Consider the following 14,740-nt stretch of genomic DNA (forward strand, 5'->3'; position numbering starts at 1 on the left):
TAGCAAATGAGCAAATTTGCTTAATTACCGCAGCACCCTACGAAGGGTAAGCGTTGCCAAAAATAGGTAAAGCAGGCATAAGCCCCACATACCAAACCAATAGGGCATAATGGTAGGCAAGGAGGCACCCATCTGGGTAATAGAGGTAAAGCCTTTCGCCCCTAAAGTAGTAGGCACAACATATGAGATAACATTCAACCACTCAGGCATCGCTACTGAAGGCCACGAAAAACCGGTAAGCATCATCGCTGGTAATGAAGTGTACATAATGAGCATAATAGCATCTTCTCTACGGCGAAGGAAATTTAGCAAACAAAGCCCCATAAAGACAATTGAGAGGATAAAAGGTGTCATAAACACCATAGTAGTAAGCATTGTACTGCGCATTGGGATACCAAAAAGAGGCATCACAATACCGAGAATAATGAGCAAAATGACCATAGAAAGACCTAAATAGGTAGTCGCCTTGCCCATCACTATAGGCAGTGCCCCCCAGAAGCTATTAGAATTGGGGTATATGCGGCGTAGCTTATTGCCCTCGCGCATCGTGCCTCCGAGAATGCCCACCGCAGTAAGAATGGTAGTCTGAAAGATAATCACAAATACCATAGGAATAAGAAAGGTAGCATAACCGGAAGAGGGATTGTATAGGCTCACTACTTTGGCACTGATGGGCATAGCCTCTTCGCGCGCTTGGGTAGGGAGTTTGCCTTGTGCTGAAAAGCGCTTCATTTCTACCCCTGCATTGAGGTAAGTAGCCGATATTTTGGCTGCTGTAAGCACCTGTTTGTAATAGAGCATATAAGAGGCATCGGCATAGACGGATATAGAGGGTTGCTCGCCGCGTTGCAAGTCGCGTGAAAAGCCTTTAGGAACTGTAACTATACCGCGTATTTTCTCTTGCTGAAAAGCTTTTTGGGCTTCGGAAAGATTTAGGTAACTACTATAGATAGCCACACCGCTATTGGCATCAATCATACGCAACAACTGGCGGCTTTGCGCTGTATTGTCTTCATCTACTACTCCAATAGGGAGTTTTTGTAAGGTCTCTTCGGAATAGAGATAAGTGTACAAGAAAGAGACAGCAATTGCTACAATTACAAATGAAAAGAACACCGCCTTGTCGCGGAATATATATTTGGCTTCCCAAAGCATAGCACGGGTAAAATCGGCTGAGCTTTGACACACATAACTTCTAAATTGTTTCATATCCTCCTGATTTTATTTTCTTTACAAACATAGGGTAGGCTACTATCAGTAGCAACCCAAAAAGCAACAATGCTAAAAGCGGTTGCCAAGTCATCTCTATAGGAATACCCTTGATAGCACGATTCACATAATATTTCATAAAATGGGCATAAGGGAAGATTTGCGCTAAATACTGTATGCTACGAGGCAACCCTTCCATAGGGAAAGTATAAGCCGCAAAAGAGAAGGCTATGGCGGTAAAGCCACTACCTATTGTAAGCGCAGACCTAAAATTAGGCATAAAAGAGACAAGTGTAATACCGATAATCTGATATACAATCACTAAGGCAAAGGTAATAAGTACTACATTGAGCATAGGGATATGCAGAGGTGCGCCAATAAGTCCGAAGAGGAGATAGTTCATCCACCACGCTACAAAGAAGAGGGCTAAGGTGTAAGGCAGAAGTTTCCCTACAAGAGCTTTTAGCGGACTGCCGCCTGCCTTTTTGAGCCATTGTTTGCCCCTGCGATAGCGGAACTCTATACCCAATACATACACCGTTACCATCATCACTATCATCTGAAACATCATCGGCAAAAAGGCTGTAAGCAGGTAATAGGCATAGTTAGCATAAGGATTGTACAAAACGTGATCGTCTACCTTTATAGGCTGGGCTTCCGCGCGTACTTTCTCGGTTTGTTGTCCTTTTTGCATTTTCTTTTTCATCACCAATCCAGCTGAGAAAGTACCTACTGTGGTCTGAAAATCCTTTTGAATAAGACTTGCCCCCAACATAAATTGATTGTTGGTATAGCAAATCACCGATTGGTTTTCACCCTTGAAAAGTCTCTGCTGAAAATCGGCTGGAATGACAATAAAGCCCATAATCTGCTGTTGCTGGATAAGTCGTTGGGCTTCTTGTTCATCAGTGAGTTTGATTTTCAGGTCGATATTGGGCGTAGCATCGAGCATACGCAAAAGGTTTTCGGACAGCTGACTTTGGTCGTAATTGATATACGCCATAGGCAGGTCGCGAGGAACACCTTTGTAGAAAATAGCTGCGAAGAACCCAAAGATAATAAAGGGAAGCACCAAAACGTAAAACAGCCGTTTTGGTGATAAGAATAGGTTCTTGCATTCGGTTTTAAAATATTTCATAGTATAATTTGAAAATTTGTCGATTTGTCGATTTGTCAATTTGTCGATTAGTCAATTAGTTAGATTTCTTGAGCTGGTATGAAGCCTCCCAAAAATACTCGTCTCCCACTTTTTGTGAGAAAGCAAGAGTGCCAAACTTGGTGGTATAATTAGATGTGTTCATTGCTTTAACCAATTAATTTCTTCTTTACTAAGGAGAAAATATTTATATACAAAGTTTTCGCAGGCTTCTTGTTCGCTATCAAAAGACTGTTCATCACAGAAGCAACGAGTATCGGCAAGGCATACCGCCCATTGGTTTTCTCGTTGCAGAAGACAAATGTTATCCACAGCTACATTTCCTTGCTCAAAAGTATTTGTTTTAAAATAGCACTGAGCAGGGTTATAGTTCAAGGCTTCTAAAGCTTGTAACAACTCTTTGAATGTGGGAATAGGGAATTGTTCTTTTATCTGGGCTAAAAGTTGTTGCCTTTTCATTCTTTCTTGTTTGTTTTTCTTGAAAAACCAAATGAGTATAAACGCCCAAGCCAAAACAGCTATTAATAGAGGGGCAAGTATATTGTAATTCACAAGAGCAAAATTATATTTTTAAATTTTAAACATTTTGTTAATTGTTCTATGTTTATAAGGTTTTAAGTTTGTAGCAGTTTTATACATTCTTTCATTTTCTGTAATTGGTGACTTATATCAATCATAGATGTACAAATCTAAATCAATAGAGCTATTTAGTTTGCTCAGCAAATTGATAGTATTGTTTTCAAAAACTATTGCTGGAGCAGGTTCTTTATTTGTTTCAACTTTAAAACGCATTATAGATTTTAAGTTGTTTTTGTGCATAAATGAAGATATCTCCTCAATTCTTGGGGTTATAATTTTTTCAAGAGGCTTTAAACTATCTTCTACAAAAAGAGATATAATATCTTTAAATGAATATTTCCAAAAAGTATCTGTACTTATCCTAAATTTTAGTTTATCACCTTTGTAAGCAAATTCGGTAGGGGATATATTTATGATTTTGGAAAACTCATCTATATCAAACATATCGCCATAAACAATAAAAGTTAATTTACTTCGTGTCATTCTATTTGTAAGAGGTTTTAAGTTTGTTTTTTTCAAATTCAGCGATAGTGTTATCGATGATTTCTTTGAGTTGATAAGAGGCGATGCTCAGTGACATCTCTAAAAAGTCACCAACTTGGTGACTTTTTGTAAGCTCTTGATAATAAAATAAATACTTATATAATCACACTCTTCCATTTTTCAGGGTCTCTGTTTTCTGGCAAATACTGTTCTTTGATAGTATCTAATAGCCAGCGACCTTCTACAAGTTTGTATTTGTACTCGCGCTTGTAATTCATTCCGGCATAGACCCTATCGGTAAAGATAGAGGCTTTTTTACTCGAGATTTGCACCTCAGTAATGCTTTCTTTAGAGGGGTCGTAGTTAGGAGGGAATCCGTGATTGGTGTATTCGGGGCCACCATATTTGCGTTCGCGATTAGTTACATATTCCTTATAAATAGGGATACGGAGCTCGGTTTGCTTGTCGCAAAAGTCTTCCCAAGAGAGGGTTTTCTTTTTCTCCACTTCTTCTTCGTCAACTCTGTTGGCTTCTGTTTCCCAGTTGTACATCGCTTGTAAGAAAGCCGTGAAACGCTGGCGTAGGGTTTGTTCTGTTTCTGTCATTTAGATGAATTTTAGGGTTTCTTTTTTGGGTACTTTAGCGAGTACTTGGTCGTAAGAGTGTTGTATCATCTCCTTAATAAGGGGGTGAGGTAAATCTTCTAAAGAGACCGTATTCCAATGCTTTTTGTTGAGGTGGTAGCCCGCGACAATCTTGTCGGGGTATTGCTCGCGGAGTTCGACTGCGCGCTCGGGGTCGCATTTGAGACTCACCCGCAAAGGTACTGATTCTAAACTTGTAAGCGCAAATATGCGATTACAAATGCGAAATACTAAAATATCCTCGTCAAAAGGCATATCCTCAGTAGCGTGAGGTAAAGACAAACAATATTCTCTGAGTTCTTCTAAGTTCATATTATTCAAAAATCTTATTAATTTGTGCCGAGAGATTACTATAAACTCGTCAGGGGTAAAGATGTTTCTTTTTAGACATCGCTATATTCAAATTGTTTTTCTTCTTTTGGAATGGAAATAAACTTGCTACACAAAGTATCAAACTCTTCTCGCGAAAGCAACCCTATATATTTTTCGGTGTATTCCCTATCATTAAATGTATAGGTGTAGGTAGAGGCAAAAGTTTTTCTTTTATAAATATCTTCTACTATTTTTGCTTGCTCCTCACTTAAATAAGGACGGTGCGTACGGAACATATTGGCTATTTCGGTATAAAAAGAATTGTCATCGGAAAGTAATTTTCGTATATACAATACGCATTCTAATAAACCATAGAAGATAAAGTTTTGAAAGTTATCGGCTAAGATTTCTGCTTCGTTAAAATCGTGAGCAAATAGTACCACCCAAGGTTCAGGGAGAGGGTTTTCTTTATTGTAAAATAAACAATAATAGTCGCCTGCTCCATTCTGCCCAAAAGGGATGAAGAGGTACTCAGGCTTAATTTTATAAAAACTTTCGGCACCGTGTAAGAATTCTATTTCTTCTGATATTTTAGAGAGTTCTAAAATTTCAAAATCCATACGACCTTCTAAAAGTAATGGAGGATTATCTTTGAGTTTAGGATACTCAAGTTCATACCAACGAGGCCCAAATTGTCCCCAATTGAGCATACCATCCTCATAAAGCTGGTGATATAGCTTGGGGTACTGAAAACCATAAGTTTGTTCTATTTTTTGTAATGGGTTCATATTAATAATTTTTTATGCTACAAATAAACTTTATGTTCTGTTACTATTTTCTGTAATTGCTGGTGCGATTGTGATGCGAGTTCGGTCATCCTTCGCTTATCCTTCGCTCATCCTATAGGCAAGGTAAACAATTACTTTTCATAAGTAGGTGCATTTTTAACCATTTTGTATTTTTTTCTTTCTCCCTCAATAGTGGCTACTACTTCAAAACCAAGTTTTGTATAAAGTCCTTTAGCTATGGGGTTGTCATCAAATACATTTAAACTAATGGAGTGAACACATTCCTCTTCAAAAAGCATAGAGATAAATAAGCGCATTGCCTCTGTGCCTAATCCTTTTCCTGTAAGCGAAGGATTGATAATAAACCTACCTATATGTACATTGTTCTCCTCTACTCTTATTTTCTGAATCATTCCTATAAAGTTACCTCCTGCCTCAATACGAAAACAATGAGGCAAAGCATTGAGCGCTTCTATTGTAATAGGATAGGGCAAAGCATCACCTGCCCATTGTTGCAAGAAATCTGCCCCTTTGCTATTTGTCCAACATATAATGGCTTGCTTATTTTTAGTTGATAGTCCTTCAGTTATTTTCACCTTTACTTTTTATCTTCTACTAACACCGACATTCCTGGTCTTAGGTCTTTTACTTTTTGGGTAGGGTAGGCTTTGATAGCGAAAGTTTTCTTGTCGAAATCACCTTTGCTTTTGGTGGCTGTCCAAGTAGCAAAATCGGCTTGTACGGCTATGTGTTTTACTTCTAACTCTATCTCTTGATTGGCAAGGGCAGGAACTATCCCTTTGAACTTGGTGCCTATCTTGAAATTAGCCATTTTATCTTCGCGGATGTTGAATACTACCCACTCGTCGCTGCTGTCGATAAGGTTCATCACAGGATAACCTGCATTTACGATTTCGCCTTCATTAGGAATGATAGTCTGTATCTCGGCATCGGCAGGAGCAAATACTTTAGCTCCCTCTTTATAGGCATTTACCTCTGTAATCACGCCTTGCGCTTGGGCAACAAGTGCTTGTGCTGCCGTTTTATCCTCTACACGAGCTCCGTTTTTAGCCATTTCGTACTGAGATTCAGCTGCCTCGGCTTGCTTTTGTAGGGCAATCATCTGGGTATAAGCCTCATCTTTCTTTTGGGCAGGTAATACTTTTTCGTTATAGAGGTTGCTTACGCGTTGATAGGTTTTCTCAGCCAACTCGGCAGCTGCTTTTGCTTGTTGCCATACGTTGTACGCCCCTCGTATCTGCTCAGTACGCGCTCCGCTTTGGGCTTTGTCAGACTGGGCTTGCGCTGCCATACGCGCTGCTTGGGCTTGTGATAGCTTAGCATCGAGTTCGGTGCTTTCGAGTTCTAAAAGCAAATCGCCTTTGCGCACTTGGTCGCCTTCTTGCTTGTAAATAGCTTTTACCCTACCAGGTACTTTTGGGGCAACGTTGATTTGTTTGGCTTCTACCTGACCTTGCAAGTATACGGGCTCGCGGTCGCTAAAGAAGTAAATAGAAAGAATGAGTACTACCGCAAAAACGGCAATAGTGATAATAAGTCCGGTGATGTTTTTCTTTTTCATCTTGTTATAATTATAAGTATATAGTGTATTTTGAATTATTAGTTATTTGGTCATTGAAGTAAATTTATCGCTCATTCCACAGGTCTCGAGAAGTTGAGCGAGGGTTTTGTCCATTTCAAAAAGGGCTTGGTAGCGTTTGATTTTGATAGAAGCCAAATAGAGGTTAGCATCGGCTACATCAGTAGAGGTAGAAAGTCCTTCGGCAAAAGCCTTATCGCGGGCGCGCACCAATTCTTCAGCAAAGCGCAAACTCTCTTCTAAACTGAGGTACTGTTCGCGTTGCTTCTCTATCTCGGTATATTGTTTCTTTACCAAGGTTTGTACGTCTTTTTCAGCCTGAGCGGTGATGAGCTCTACACTCTCGCGCAAGGCTTTGGCTTGGGCTATTTTGTGCTTATCTTGCAATCCGTTGAAGAGATTCCATTGCAGCCCTACTCCTACTACCCAATTATCGGGTTCAGTAAGCGGTAGATTTTCGCTCCACAAGTATTTCTTGCCTACTACAGCTACATCGGGTAGGTAGGCCGCTTGCTGTGCTTTGACGTTTTGGGTAGCCATTTGGGCTTTTATCTTAGCTTGCACTATAGCAGGATAGTGCTCTTTGGCTTGCTGTTGGTAGTATTCGAGCGGCTGTAGCGGCGCTACCTCAAAAAGTTCGGTGGTAAGGGCTGTAAGTGGTTGCTCGGCTATGCCCATTACGCCATAGAGAGCTGTCTGCGCTAACTGCATATCTTTTTCAGCCGCCATCACCTCACGCTGAGCATCAGTAACCGCTTTTTTAGCTTGCAATACCTCTACCGAAGCTATCATACCATTCTTTTCGAGCTTTTGAGCATTCTCGTAGTGATGTTCTGCTGTAGATAACGACTTCTGGCGAACTTCTAAAGCCTTTTCAGCTAACTGACGTTGAAAATAACGCTCAGCTAACTCGCTTATCAGTACATTTTCTGTTTTTTGGCGCTCTACAGTTGCCATTTCAGTGTTGAGAACTCCTATTTTATTAGCTACTCGCACCTTTCCTCCAGCAAAAAGTACCCATTTGGCATCGGCACTTACTTTCCAGATATCTTGTTTTTGAAACTCATAGCGCCAATCTTGGGCAAAGAGGGGGTGCATACGATTAGATAATGCTCCTGCTAAACGCTGTAATGGAGGCAAAGGCATTTGAGCTAACTGACGGAATACACCTCCTACTTCAGTTTGCAAAGGCGCTTTATAATCGTTGAAATTTAGCGATAAGGGGTCGGCGAGGTGCATATAGCTTGCATTGAGGCTCAGTTGTGGCAAATAAAGCCCTTGATAGGCTTTTTTGCCCTCGGTAGCTGCCTCGGTTTGCTTCTCTATTCCTTTAAGTTTTTGATTGTGATTTTGCATTCGGTCTAACGCTTCAGTCCACGAAAGCGACTGTGCCCAGATAGGGGCAGAAAATAAGCAAGAAAATGATACGTATAAGATAAGTCTCTTCATAAAAACTTTTACTTTTGTTTGACGGGGCAAAATTACGGTATTTTTCTGAAAGAGAGGCTATAAAAAAAGGGGAATGTTTTTAAGATAGAATAAAAAATTACATTTCAGGCAAGTATTTCCAATAGCGTTTGGGAAGATTACGCATTTGGTATCGCTGGTTTTTGCGTTCTTTGATATTGATATGCTGGAAGTAGGTGCGCCATAGTGTTTCGTAGCTTTCATAAGCTACTGCTTGGGTAATACCAAAATGCTTATCGGCTGGGGTAAAGTGCGTAACCGATTGCAGGTCGTAAGCAAAGCCATAGAGCCGTTGGGGGTCATAAAGCACCCATTTCTGGTCTGAAAACCGATTGCGAAAATGAGGCACTACCAAGGGTAATACATCAAAAAAAGGAGTGATTTTAGCAAAATATAGGTCGCCTACCTGCTCAAAGCGCACAAATTCTTTCATACGGTGTACTTCGCGTCCTACGCTTTTAGCAGCCTTGCGAATGCTGAGGATAGCAGGATGTGCAAAGTTAGTCAGCACATTGTCTGTAGGGTGCTTGAGTATAAGCTGCACCGCCTCTAAAAGATTATTTTCCATCCCCTCTTCTTCTGAGACAAAGGCGTACAGCAGGGTGTGCACCCCCTCTTTGCCAACGAGACTTTCTACCTTAGTGAGTACGCGCTTTGCCTTAGTGGCATCGGTATATATAGGAACTTCGTCTCCAAAAAGAATAGGCGTAAAGCGCTGCTCGCTGATAATCTTTACCTGCTCATAGCGGTACTCGAATACGGTGAAGATAGCCGTGAGCAGTCCTTCGAAAGTATGGTCGTAGATTAGGTATTTCAAAAGAGAAAGTGATTAGAAAAGTGATAACTGGCCTGTAAATAGCTGTTTGTGTTTGCTATGACTTTGACCGAGTAGCAAGCCACGCAATCGGAGAGGGTCTATGGTACCAGCCAAAGGAGTAGCCCCACTGCAGGTAATGAAATACTTTGCTCGGCTTAGGGTAACCCCCATTTTCTTTAGGTCGTAATAATTGAGCGTCTGAAACTTGCGCGCCATCAGTATCTTCTGTACCGAGCGCACCCCTACGCCCGGTATACGCAGTAGCATTTCGCAAGGGGCTTGGTTAATATCTATAGGGAATAGGTGCGAGTTACGCAACGCCCACGCCAGTTTAGGGTCTATTTCGAGGTCTAAGAAAGGCTGACGGTCATCTACTATTTCATTAGGAGCAAAACCGTAATAGCGCATCAGCCAATCGGCTTGGTAGAGGCGGTTTTCGCGCACTACCGGCACTTGTGATTGTAGCGATGGCAACCTACTGTCTTGCAACACTGGCACATAGCCCGAGTAATACACCCGCTTTAGAGATAACTTCTGATACATATAGTCGGCTACGTGTATGATTTTTTGGTCTGTTTCATTCGTAGCCCCTATAATCATCTGGGTAGTCTGTCCGGCAGGAGCAAACTTAGGAGTGTGTTTGTACTTCTGTTTTTCAATAGTGTTGATAGCCAATTCGTTTTTCACAAATTCGACATTAGAGAGCATCTGCTTATGGTCTTTCTCGGGAGCGAGAAGTTTTAAGCCCTCTTTAGTAGGAATTTCTAAATTGATAGACAACCTATCAGCATACAAGCCCGCTTCGCGGATGAGTTCATCGCTGGCACCTGGAATTGTCTTCAGGTGTATATACCCATTAAAACGCTCTTCCAACCGCAGCTTCTTAGCCACACGCACCAAGCGTTCCATAGTAGTATTAGGGTCTTTAAATACTCCTGAACTGAGGAAAAGTCCCTCTATGTAATTTCTTCGGTAGAAGTTAATCGTGAGATCGACGACCTCTTCTACACTAAAAGCCGCGCGCTTGATGTCGTTAGAGCGACGCGATACACAGTACACACAATCGTAAATGCAGTGATTGGTAAGCAAGATTTTGAGCAAAGAGATACACCTGCCGTCTTCGGTAAATGAATGACAAATACCAAAAGCGGAGGTGTTGCCTAAATCGCCTTTTACTCCTTTGCGGTTGCTACCACTACTAGAGCAAGAAACGTCATACTTAGCTGCATCAGCCAGAATGGCTAATTTCTCTTTTATACGCTCAAAATTCATTAGAATATTGCTTCGAGTGCTTCTAACAGAGGTGCGTTTTTGTCTTTCTCTGAGAGCAACACATCGGCTAAAGGCAGTTGCCAATCGATGTTGATAGTAGGGTCGTCCCAGCGCACACTCCCTTCACTCTGAGGGGCATAGTAATTATCGCATTTGTACTGAAAGATAGCCTCATCGCTCAACACTGCAAATCCGTGCGCAAAACCTTGAGGCACAAAAAACTGTCTTTTGTTTTCCTCAGTAAGTAGTACTGATTCGTACTGCCCAAAGGTAGGTGAGTTGCGGCGCAAGTCTACTGCTACATCGAGTACTTTGCCTTTGACTACCCGCACTAATTTAGATTGTGTGAATGGTGGTTTCTGAAAGTGAAGTCCGCGCAAGACACCATACGATGATTTCGATTCGTTGTCTTGCACAAAGGTAATAGGGGCTACTTGCTCATTAAATCGCTGTTGCGAAAAAGACTCGAAAAAGTAGCCTCTCCCGTCAAAAAACACTTGGGGCTCAATAATCACTACCCCTTCAATCTTTGTTTTAATAACCTTCACAATTCAAAAATTCAATTTCTTATTTCTTACCTCCTGATTTTAGCTGATTTATTTTATCTGTTATCAAATCGCCGGTGATAAAATCGATATCTTGCTCAGTATATGCCTTTTGGTACGTTTTCAGCGCCTTTTTATAGTCGGAGGTTTTCTCATAATATTCTGCCATAAAATAGCTTGGCATAGCTGTTTTGGCATAGCCATTATCCTCTACGTATTTTGATAGTTTCTTGAGCGAAGGCCAATCAGCCGCGCCTTTTATGGCGGTATAATCTGCCATTATATCGTTGAGCGTTGGCTTTTTCTTTACCCCAAAATACTCCTCAATTGTATTATACTTATTTTCTAAATACTCAAAAATACCACTGTTGAGCGTCTCCATTTTGGTTTTAAACTCTTTGCCGCCTATAGGTTTATACACATCGAAGCACTTATCGAAAGCTTCTGCTAATCCTTCTAACTTAGCGCGATTGACAGCGGAGCCTTTCATATCAGAAAAGTAGTATTGCACTGATTCGTGAGCAGGAGTAGAACGCATAGCTTGCTGAAAACGAATAGCTGTGTCGTAATTCAACTTATTTTCTACATCAGCAACTGCCATATAGTAAAACATACGTTTTTTAAACCCTAATGCTAAAGCTTCCGCAAATTGCTCGCCCATACGCGGTATGGTTACAGGATTGAGGCTGACGTACATATTAAACACGGGCTTTTCTGACAACATATAGTAGTTGATGAGAAAGCCTGCTGCTTCAGAACCTATAATACCTTTCATTTCGGCTATAGGGAATTTTCCTTGCATATAAGGCACTAATTCGGTAGAGACAAACTCGAAGAAACGGGCGGACTCATTCATCGGGCGGGCTACCTCATCGATGATAGCTACATCTTCTAATTTTGTGCCAAACACCCCTACGATGATACATTTAGGCATCTCTTGGTACTGCTCATAGTATTTAGCCATTGTGATGACAGGCTCTAAGAGCGTTTCGGCATCGAGTACTACCAATAGCGGATAGCTTTGCTTATCAGAGTAGTTAGCAGGTTTGTAGATACCTATTTTCTGCGAGCGGTTTAGCTTGCCTGACGAGAAGTTTTCTGTCGTAAATTGGGCAAAAACATTAGGTAGTGCCAATAGCACTAACAATAGGGTACTGATTTTTTTCATTGCTATAATTTATTTGTTAAGACAGCACAAATAACGCTAAAAAACAGCATATAGCAAAGTTTTATTCTCTATTTAACTAAACTTTAACGCTTCAGACAGCTACTGCTGCCTTGATAGTAGGGTAAGGGTCGTAGCCCTCGAGTCTGAAATCAGTATAATCAAAAGCAAAAAGGTCTTTTACAGCAGGATTGAGGTGCATAGTAGGCAAGGGACGCGGTGTACGACTAAGCTGCAGGGCTACTTGTTCGCGGTGGTTGTTGTAGATATGTACATCGCCAAAAGTATGCACAAAATCGCCTAATTGCAGGTCGCATACCTGTGCCAGCATCATCGTTAGCAATGCATACGAAGCAATGTTGAAAGGTACCCCCAAAAATACATCGGCACTGCGCTGGTATAGCTGACAAGAGAGTTTGCCATCGGCTACGTAAAACTGAAACAAGGCGTGACAAGGAGGCAAGGCTGCCTTGCCATTGGCTACATTCTCTGCAAAACTTTTGCGAGTATCGGGCAGCACGGAAGGATTCCAAGCCGATACAATAATACGCCTGCTTTCGGGGTTGTGCTTTAGGGTATCGACTACCGTCTTAAGCTGGTCGATTGCCTCGCCATTCCAGTTGCGCCATTGCGCTCCGTAGACGGGACCTAAGTCGCCATTAGGGTCAGCCCACTCGTTCCAGATACGCACCCCGTGCTCATTGAGATAGCCGATATTAGTATCGCCCTTTAAAAACCAAAGCAACTCATAAATTACTGATTTGAGGTGTATTTTTTTGGTAGTAACTAAAGGGAACCCCTCATTGAGGTCGAAGCGCATTTGGTAACCAAATACACTGGTAGTACCGGTACCGGTACGGTCGTCTTTAGAATAACCATTGGCTAAGATATGTCGTAAAAGGTCTTGATATATTTTCATTAGTACAATAAATATGGCGGCAAAAGTACTCACTAATTACCAAATCAGCAAATCAAAAATGAAAATTGACTTGCACCACTCCTATTTTAGCGAATCGGCTTTCCCAAGTATCGCTTTGTGCATTAGGGTCGAAACTCCTGCGGTCGCGGCGTATGTTATATTTCAGAAAGAAACCCGGTTCAGTAGCTATAGAAAAGTTCTTGCTCAATTTGTATTGTATTCCAAAAAAAGGATTCACCGCTATACTAGTGAAGTATTGCTGACGGTCTTTGTAGTACAAATGGCGTGCCCATAGATCGACACCATAGTAGAAATGCCAACGTTGATAGTTTTTGTACAGGTGGTCTACTCCTACTTTTAGGGCAACCTCATAAAGGCTGTCTGTTTGGTTATGAGCACTATAGTCCCCCCCTACTCTATACGCCCAAATAGGACTTTTTAGGTATCGGTATTCTAATAAAAAAGTATTGCTGTCGCTGGGGAAAGCAGCATTAACAAAGCGTGAGAGCCCTATGCCTATTTGGTGTTTTGGGGCAGTGGTTAGGCTATCGGCTGGTGTAAAAATAGCATTGCCCTCTTGAGCGAGAGCAATGCCATTAGTTATAATAAGTAAGATAAATACTATCTTTTTCATATTTTAGTTGTTGAAAAAGCGTTTGAATATATTTTCTACTTTCTCTTCAAAATTTTCTATATAGCTTTCGGCTCTTTGTTTAGAACCATCAGAGAAGATAAAGAAAAGGTCTGAATCGCCTCTGTTGTCTTCTTCTACTTTCACATCGGCTACTTTTCTGTTGTTTTTGTAAAGCTCTGCTTTAAAGTAAGTATTAAAATCTACTCCTTCTAAGTCGGCTATTTTCTTTCCTGCTTTATGTGCTGATTTAACATCAACATTTGCTATTACTTGGAATTTATCTTGGAAAGCTACTACATTGATAGATTCTACTGCTTCTTCAAATGATGTAAAGCTATCTAAATTATCTGAAGTTAGTTTTATACTACCCACTAATCCGGTAGCGCAACCTTGTGGCGAACTAAAATTGAAGTTAAGCGTATAGATAGTTGGCTCTTTCTTAGCTAATTTGATAGTAGTAGTAAACGGATTGGTAAAGATAGCCAAATCAATAGCAGTAGGCATAAAACCTTCACCTAACTTTTTGTACTCTACGTTGCGAAGCGTTACCTCAAGCTGTTTAGTATTATCTACTGAAATGAAAAGGTGCGCTTTTTTGGGCAGATAAACCTTTTCATTCGCTTTATCCATTACCAATTCATCTTGATAATTATCAATCTCAGCACGTGCATTGTTAGTAGTGCTGGTAGCCGTAGCAGGAAATATAAGAACTATTTTTGCGGTATTAGCTTCTTTTGTCCAACTATTAGTTACATTGCTCCAAGTATAAGTACCTTTAAAGCTGTTGAAATCAAATCTTTGACTATCTTCTAATGCTGTAAATAGCCCCTGATGTTGGTGTTCAAACTGGTCTGCTAATTTACCAAACCAAGCTTGGTTTTGCCCCGGTGCTTTGGTTATAGTATTATAAAGAAAGTTGGCAAAACCACCATCGTTAGCTTTCTTGAGGCAGTCGTAAAAGTTATCCATTGTAGCTTTTACTTCTGTCTTGGCTTCCTCAGCTGAATACGCAGGCGCATCGCTATTGTTGTCGTCTTTACCACAACCTATAAGAGCTGCGATAGCTAAAATACTGAATAAAATTTTTTTCATACGATTGATATTTTATATTTTCGGGGCAAAGGTACAAAATAATTTGCTAATTTGCTAA

General features: G+C 40.8%; 17 protein-coding genes. All 17 read right to left on the reverse strand.

The window, feature by feature from the left end; genetic code table 11:
- Positions 1 to 24: 24 nt before the first annotated feature.
- The gene (locus C8P65_RS09165; RefSeq protein WP_107782539.1) at positions 25 to 1,209 is read right to left on the reverse strand and encodes an ABC transporter permease; all 1,185 of its coding nucleotides are present in this window, start codon (positions 1,207 to 1,209) and stop codon (positions 25 to 27) included.
- Positions 1,196 to 2,347, reverse strand: a complete 1,152-nt coding sequence (locus C8P65_RS09170; protein WP_107782540.1) for an ABC transporter permease — start codon at positions 2,345 to 2,347, stop codon at positions 1,196 to 1,198. Before C8P65_RS09170 ends, C8P65_RS09165 begins: the two co-directional genes overlap by 14 nt.
- A gap of 159 nt (positions 2,348 to 2,506) precedes the next feature.
- Positions 2,507 to 2,917: a hypothetical protein gene (locus C8P65_RS09175; RefSeq protein WP_107782541.1), complete on the reverse strand. Its 411-nt coding sequence runs from the start codon at positions 2,915 to 2,917 to the stop codon at positions 2,507 to 2,509.
- 117 nt (positions 2,918 to 3,034) lie between these two features.
- Positions 3,035 to 3,463 carry a DUF4279 domain-containing protein gene (locus C8P65_RS09180; RefSeq protein WP_245887380.1) on the reverse strand — a complete coding sequence of 143 codons (429 nt, stop codon included), beginning with the start codon at positions 3,461 to 3,463 and terminating at the stop codon, positions 3,035 to 3,037.
- 119 nt (positions 3,464 to 3,582) lie between these two features.
- Positions 3,583 to 4,032 (reverse strand): NTF2 fold immunity protein, encoded by a 450-nt coding sequence (locus C8P65_RS09185; protein ID WP_107782543.1) that lies wholly within the window; start codon positions 4,030 to 4,032, stop codon positions 3,583 to 3,585.
- Complete coding sequence (locus C8P65_RS09190) at positions 4,033 to 4,383, reverse strand: MmcQ/YjbR family DNA-binding protein (RefSeq protein WP_107782544.1); 351 nt, start codon at positions 4,381 to 4,383, stop codon at positions 4,033 to 4,035.
- Between the two features lie 71 nt (positions 4,384 to 4,454).
- Positions 4,455 to 5,171 carry an SMI1/KNR4 family protein gene (locus C8P65_RS09195; protein ID WP_107782545.1) on the reverse strand — a complete coding sequence of 239 codons (717 nt, stop codon included), beginning with the start codon at positions 5,169 to 5,171 and terminating at the stop codon, positions 4,455 to 4,457.
- Between the two features lie 131 nt (positions 5,172 to 5,302).
- The gene (locus tag C8P65_RS09200) at positions 5,303 to 5,767 is read right to left on the reverse strand and encodes a GNAT family N-acetyltransferase (protein WP_107782546.1); all 465 of its coding nucleotides are present in this window, start codon (positions 5,765 to 5,767) and stop codon (positions 5,303 to 5,305) included.
- Positions 5,768 to 5,769: 2 nt separating this feature from the next.
- Positions 5,770 to 6,753 carry an HlyD family secretion protein gene (locus C8P65_RS09205; protein WP_107782547.1) on the reverse strand — a complete coding sequence of 328 codons (984 nt, stop codon included), beginning with the start codon at positions 6,751 to 6,753 and terminating at the stop codon, positions 5,770 to 5,772.
- A gap of 42 nt (positions 6,754 to 6,795) precedes the next feature.
- The gene (locus C8P65_RS09210; RefSeq protein ID WP_107782548.1) at positions 6,796 to 8,220 is read right to left on the reverse strand and encodes a TolC family protein; all 1,425 of its coding nucleotides are present in this window, start codon (positions 8,218 to 8,220) and stop codon (positions 6,796 to 6,798) included.
- A gap of 97 nt (positions 8,221 to 8,317) precedes the next feature.
- Positions 8,318 to 9,055, reverse strand: a complete 738-nt coding sequence (locus tag C8P65_RS09215; RefSeq protein WP_107782549.1) for a TIGR03915 family putative DNA repair protein — start codon at positions 9,053 to 9,055, stop codon at positions 8,318 to 8,320.
- A 12-nt stretch (positions 9,056 to 9,067) separates the two neighbouring features.
- Entirely contained in the window at positions 9,068 to 10,327 is a 1,260-nt protein-coding gene (locus C8P65_RS09220) for a putative DNA modification/repair radical SAM protein (RefSeq protein WP_107782550.1), read from the reverse strand.
- Positions 10,327 to 10,875 carry a dTDP-4-dehydrorhamnose 3,5-epimerase gene (gene rfbC / locus C8P65_RS09225; protein WP_107782551.1) on the reverse strand — a complete coding sequence of 183 codons (549 nt, stop codon included), beginning with the start codon at positions 10,873 to 10,875 and terminating at the stop codon, positions 10,327 to 10,329. Before rfbC ends, C8P65_RS09220 begins: the two co-directional genes overlap by 1 nt.
- Before the next feature lie 19 nt (positions 10,876 to 10,894).
- Positions 10,895 to 12,040 carry an alpha/beta hydrolase gene (locus C8P65_RS09230; RefSeq protein ID WP_107782552.1) on the reverse strand — a complete coding sequence of 382 codons (1,146 nt, stop codon included), beginning with the start codon at positions 12,038 to 12,040 and terminating at the stop codon, positions 10,895 to 10,897.
- A 91-nt stretch (positions 12,041 to 12,131) separates the two neighbouring features.
- Positions 12,132 to 12,956, reverse strand: a complete 825-nt coding sequence (locus C8P65_RS09235; protein ID WP_107782553.1) for a thymidylate synthase — start codon at positions 12,954 to 12,956, stop codon at positions 12,132 to 12,134.
- Between the two features lie 52 nt (positions 12,957 to 13,008).
- Entirely contained in the window at positions 13,009 to 13,590 is a 582-nt protein-coding gene (locus C8P65_RS09240) for a hypothetical protein (protein WP_107782554.1), read from the reverse strand.
- A gap of 3 nt (positions 13,591 to 13,593) precedes the next feature.
- Entirely contained in the window at positions 13,594 to 14,682 is a 1,089-nt protein-coding gene (locus C8P65_RS09245) for a hypothetical protein (protein ID WP_107782555.1), read from the reverse strand.
- Between the last annotated feature and the right edge of the window lie 58 nt (positions 14,683 to 14,740).

Origin of the sequence: Capnocytophaga leadbetteri (assembly GCF_003054025.1) — a bacterium.
GTDB classification, from domain to species: domain Bacteria; phylum Bacteroidota; class Bacteroidia; order Flavobacteriales; family Flavobacteriaceae; genus Capnocytophaga; species Capnocytophaga leadbetteri.

Coding starts and splice junctions, on each gene's coding strand:
- C8P65_RS09195 (WP_107782545.1), bottom strand. CDS start 5,171: ATGAACCCATTACAAAAAATAGAACAAACTTATGGTTTTCAGTACCCC.
- C8P65_RS09210 (WP_107782548.1), bottom strand. CDS start 8,220: ATGAAGAGACTTATCTTATACGTATCATTTTCTTGCTTATTTTCTGCC.
- C8P65_RS09170 (WP_107782540.1), bottom strand. CDS start 2,347: ATGAAATATTTTAAAACCGAATGCAAGAACCTATTCTTATCACCAAAA.
- C8P65_RS09190 (WP_107782544.1), bottom strand. CDS start 4,383: ATGAACTTAGAAGAACTCAGAGAATATTGTTTGTCTTTACCTCACGCT.
- C8P65_RS09230 (WP_107782552.1), bottom strand. CDS start 12,040: ATGAAAAAAATCAGTACCCTATTGTTAGTGCTATTGGCACTACCTAAT.
- C8P65_RS09205 (WP_107782547.1), bottom strand. CDS start 6,753: ATGAAAAAGAAAAACATCACCGGACTTATTATCACTATTGCCGTTTTT.
- C8P65_RS09240 (WP_107782554.1), bottom strand. CDS start 13,590: ATGAAAAAGATAGTATTTATCTTACTTATTATAACTAATGGCATTGCT.
- C8P65_RS09235 (WP_107782553.1), bottom strand. CDS start 12,956: ATGAAAATATATCAAGACCTTTTACGACATATCTTAGCCAATGGTTAT.
- C8P65_RS09165 (WP_107782539.1), bottom strand. CDS start 1,209: ATGAAACAATTTAGAAGTTATGTGTGTCAAAGCTCAGCCGATTTTACC.
- C8P65_RS09245 (WP_107782555.1), bottom strand. CDS start 14,682: ATGAAAAAAATTTTATTCAGTATTTTAGCTATCGCAGCTCTTATAGGT.
- C8P65_RS09185 (WP_107782543.1), bottom strand. CDS start 4,032: ATGACAGAAACAGAACAAACCCTACGCCAGCGTTTCACGGCTTTCTTA.
- C8P65_RS09220 (WP_107782550.1), bottom strand. CDS start 10,327: ATGAATTTTGAGCGTATAAAAGAGAAATTAGCCATTCTGGCTGATGCA.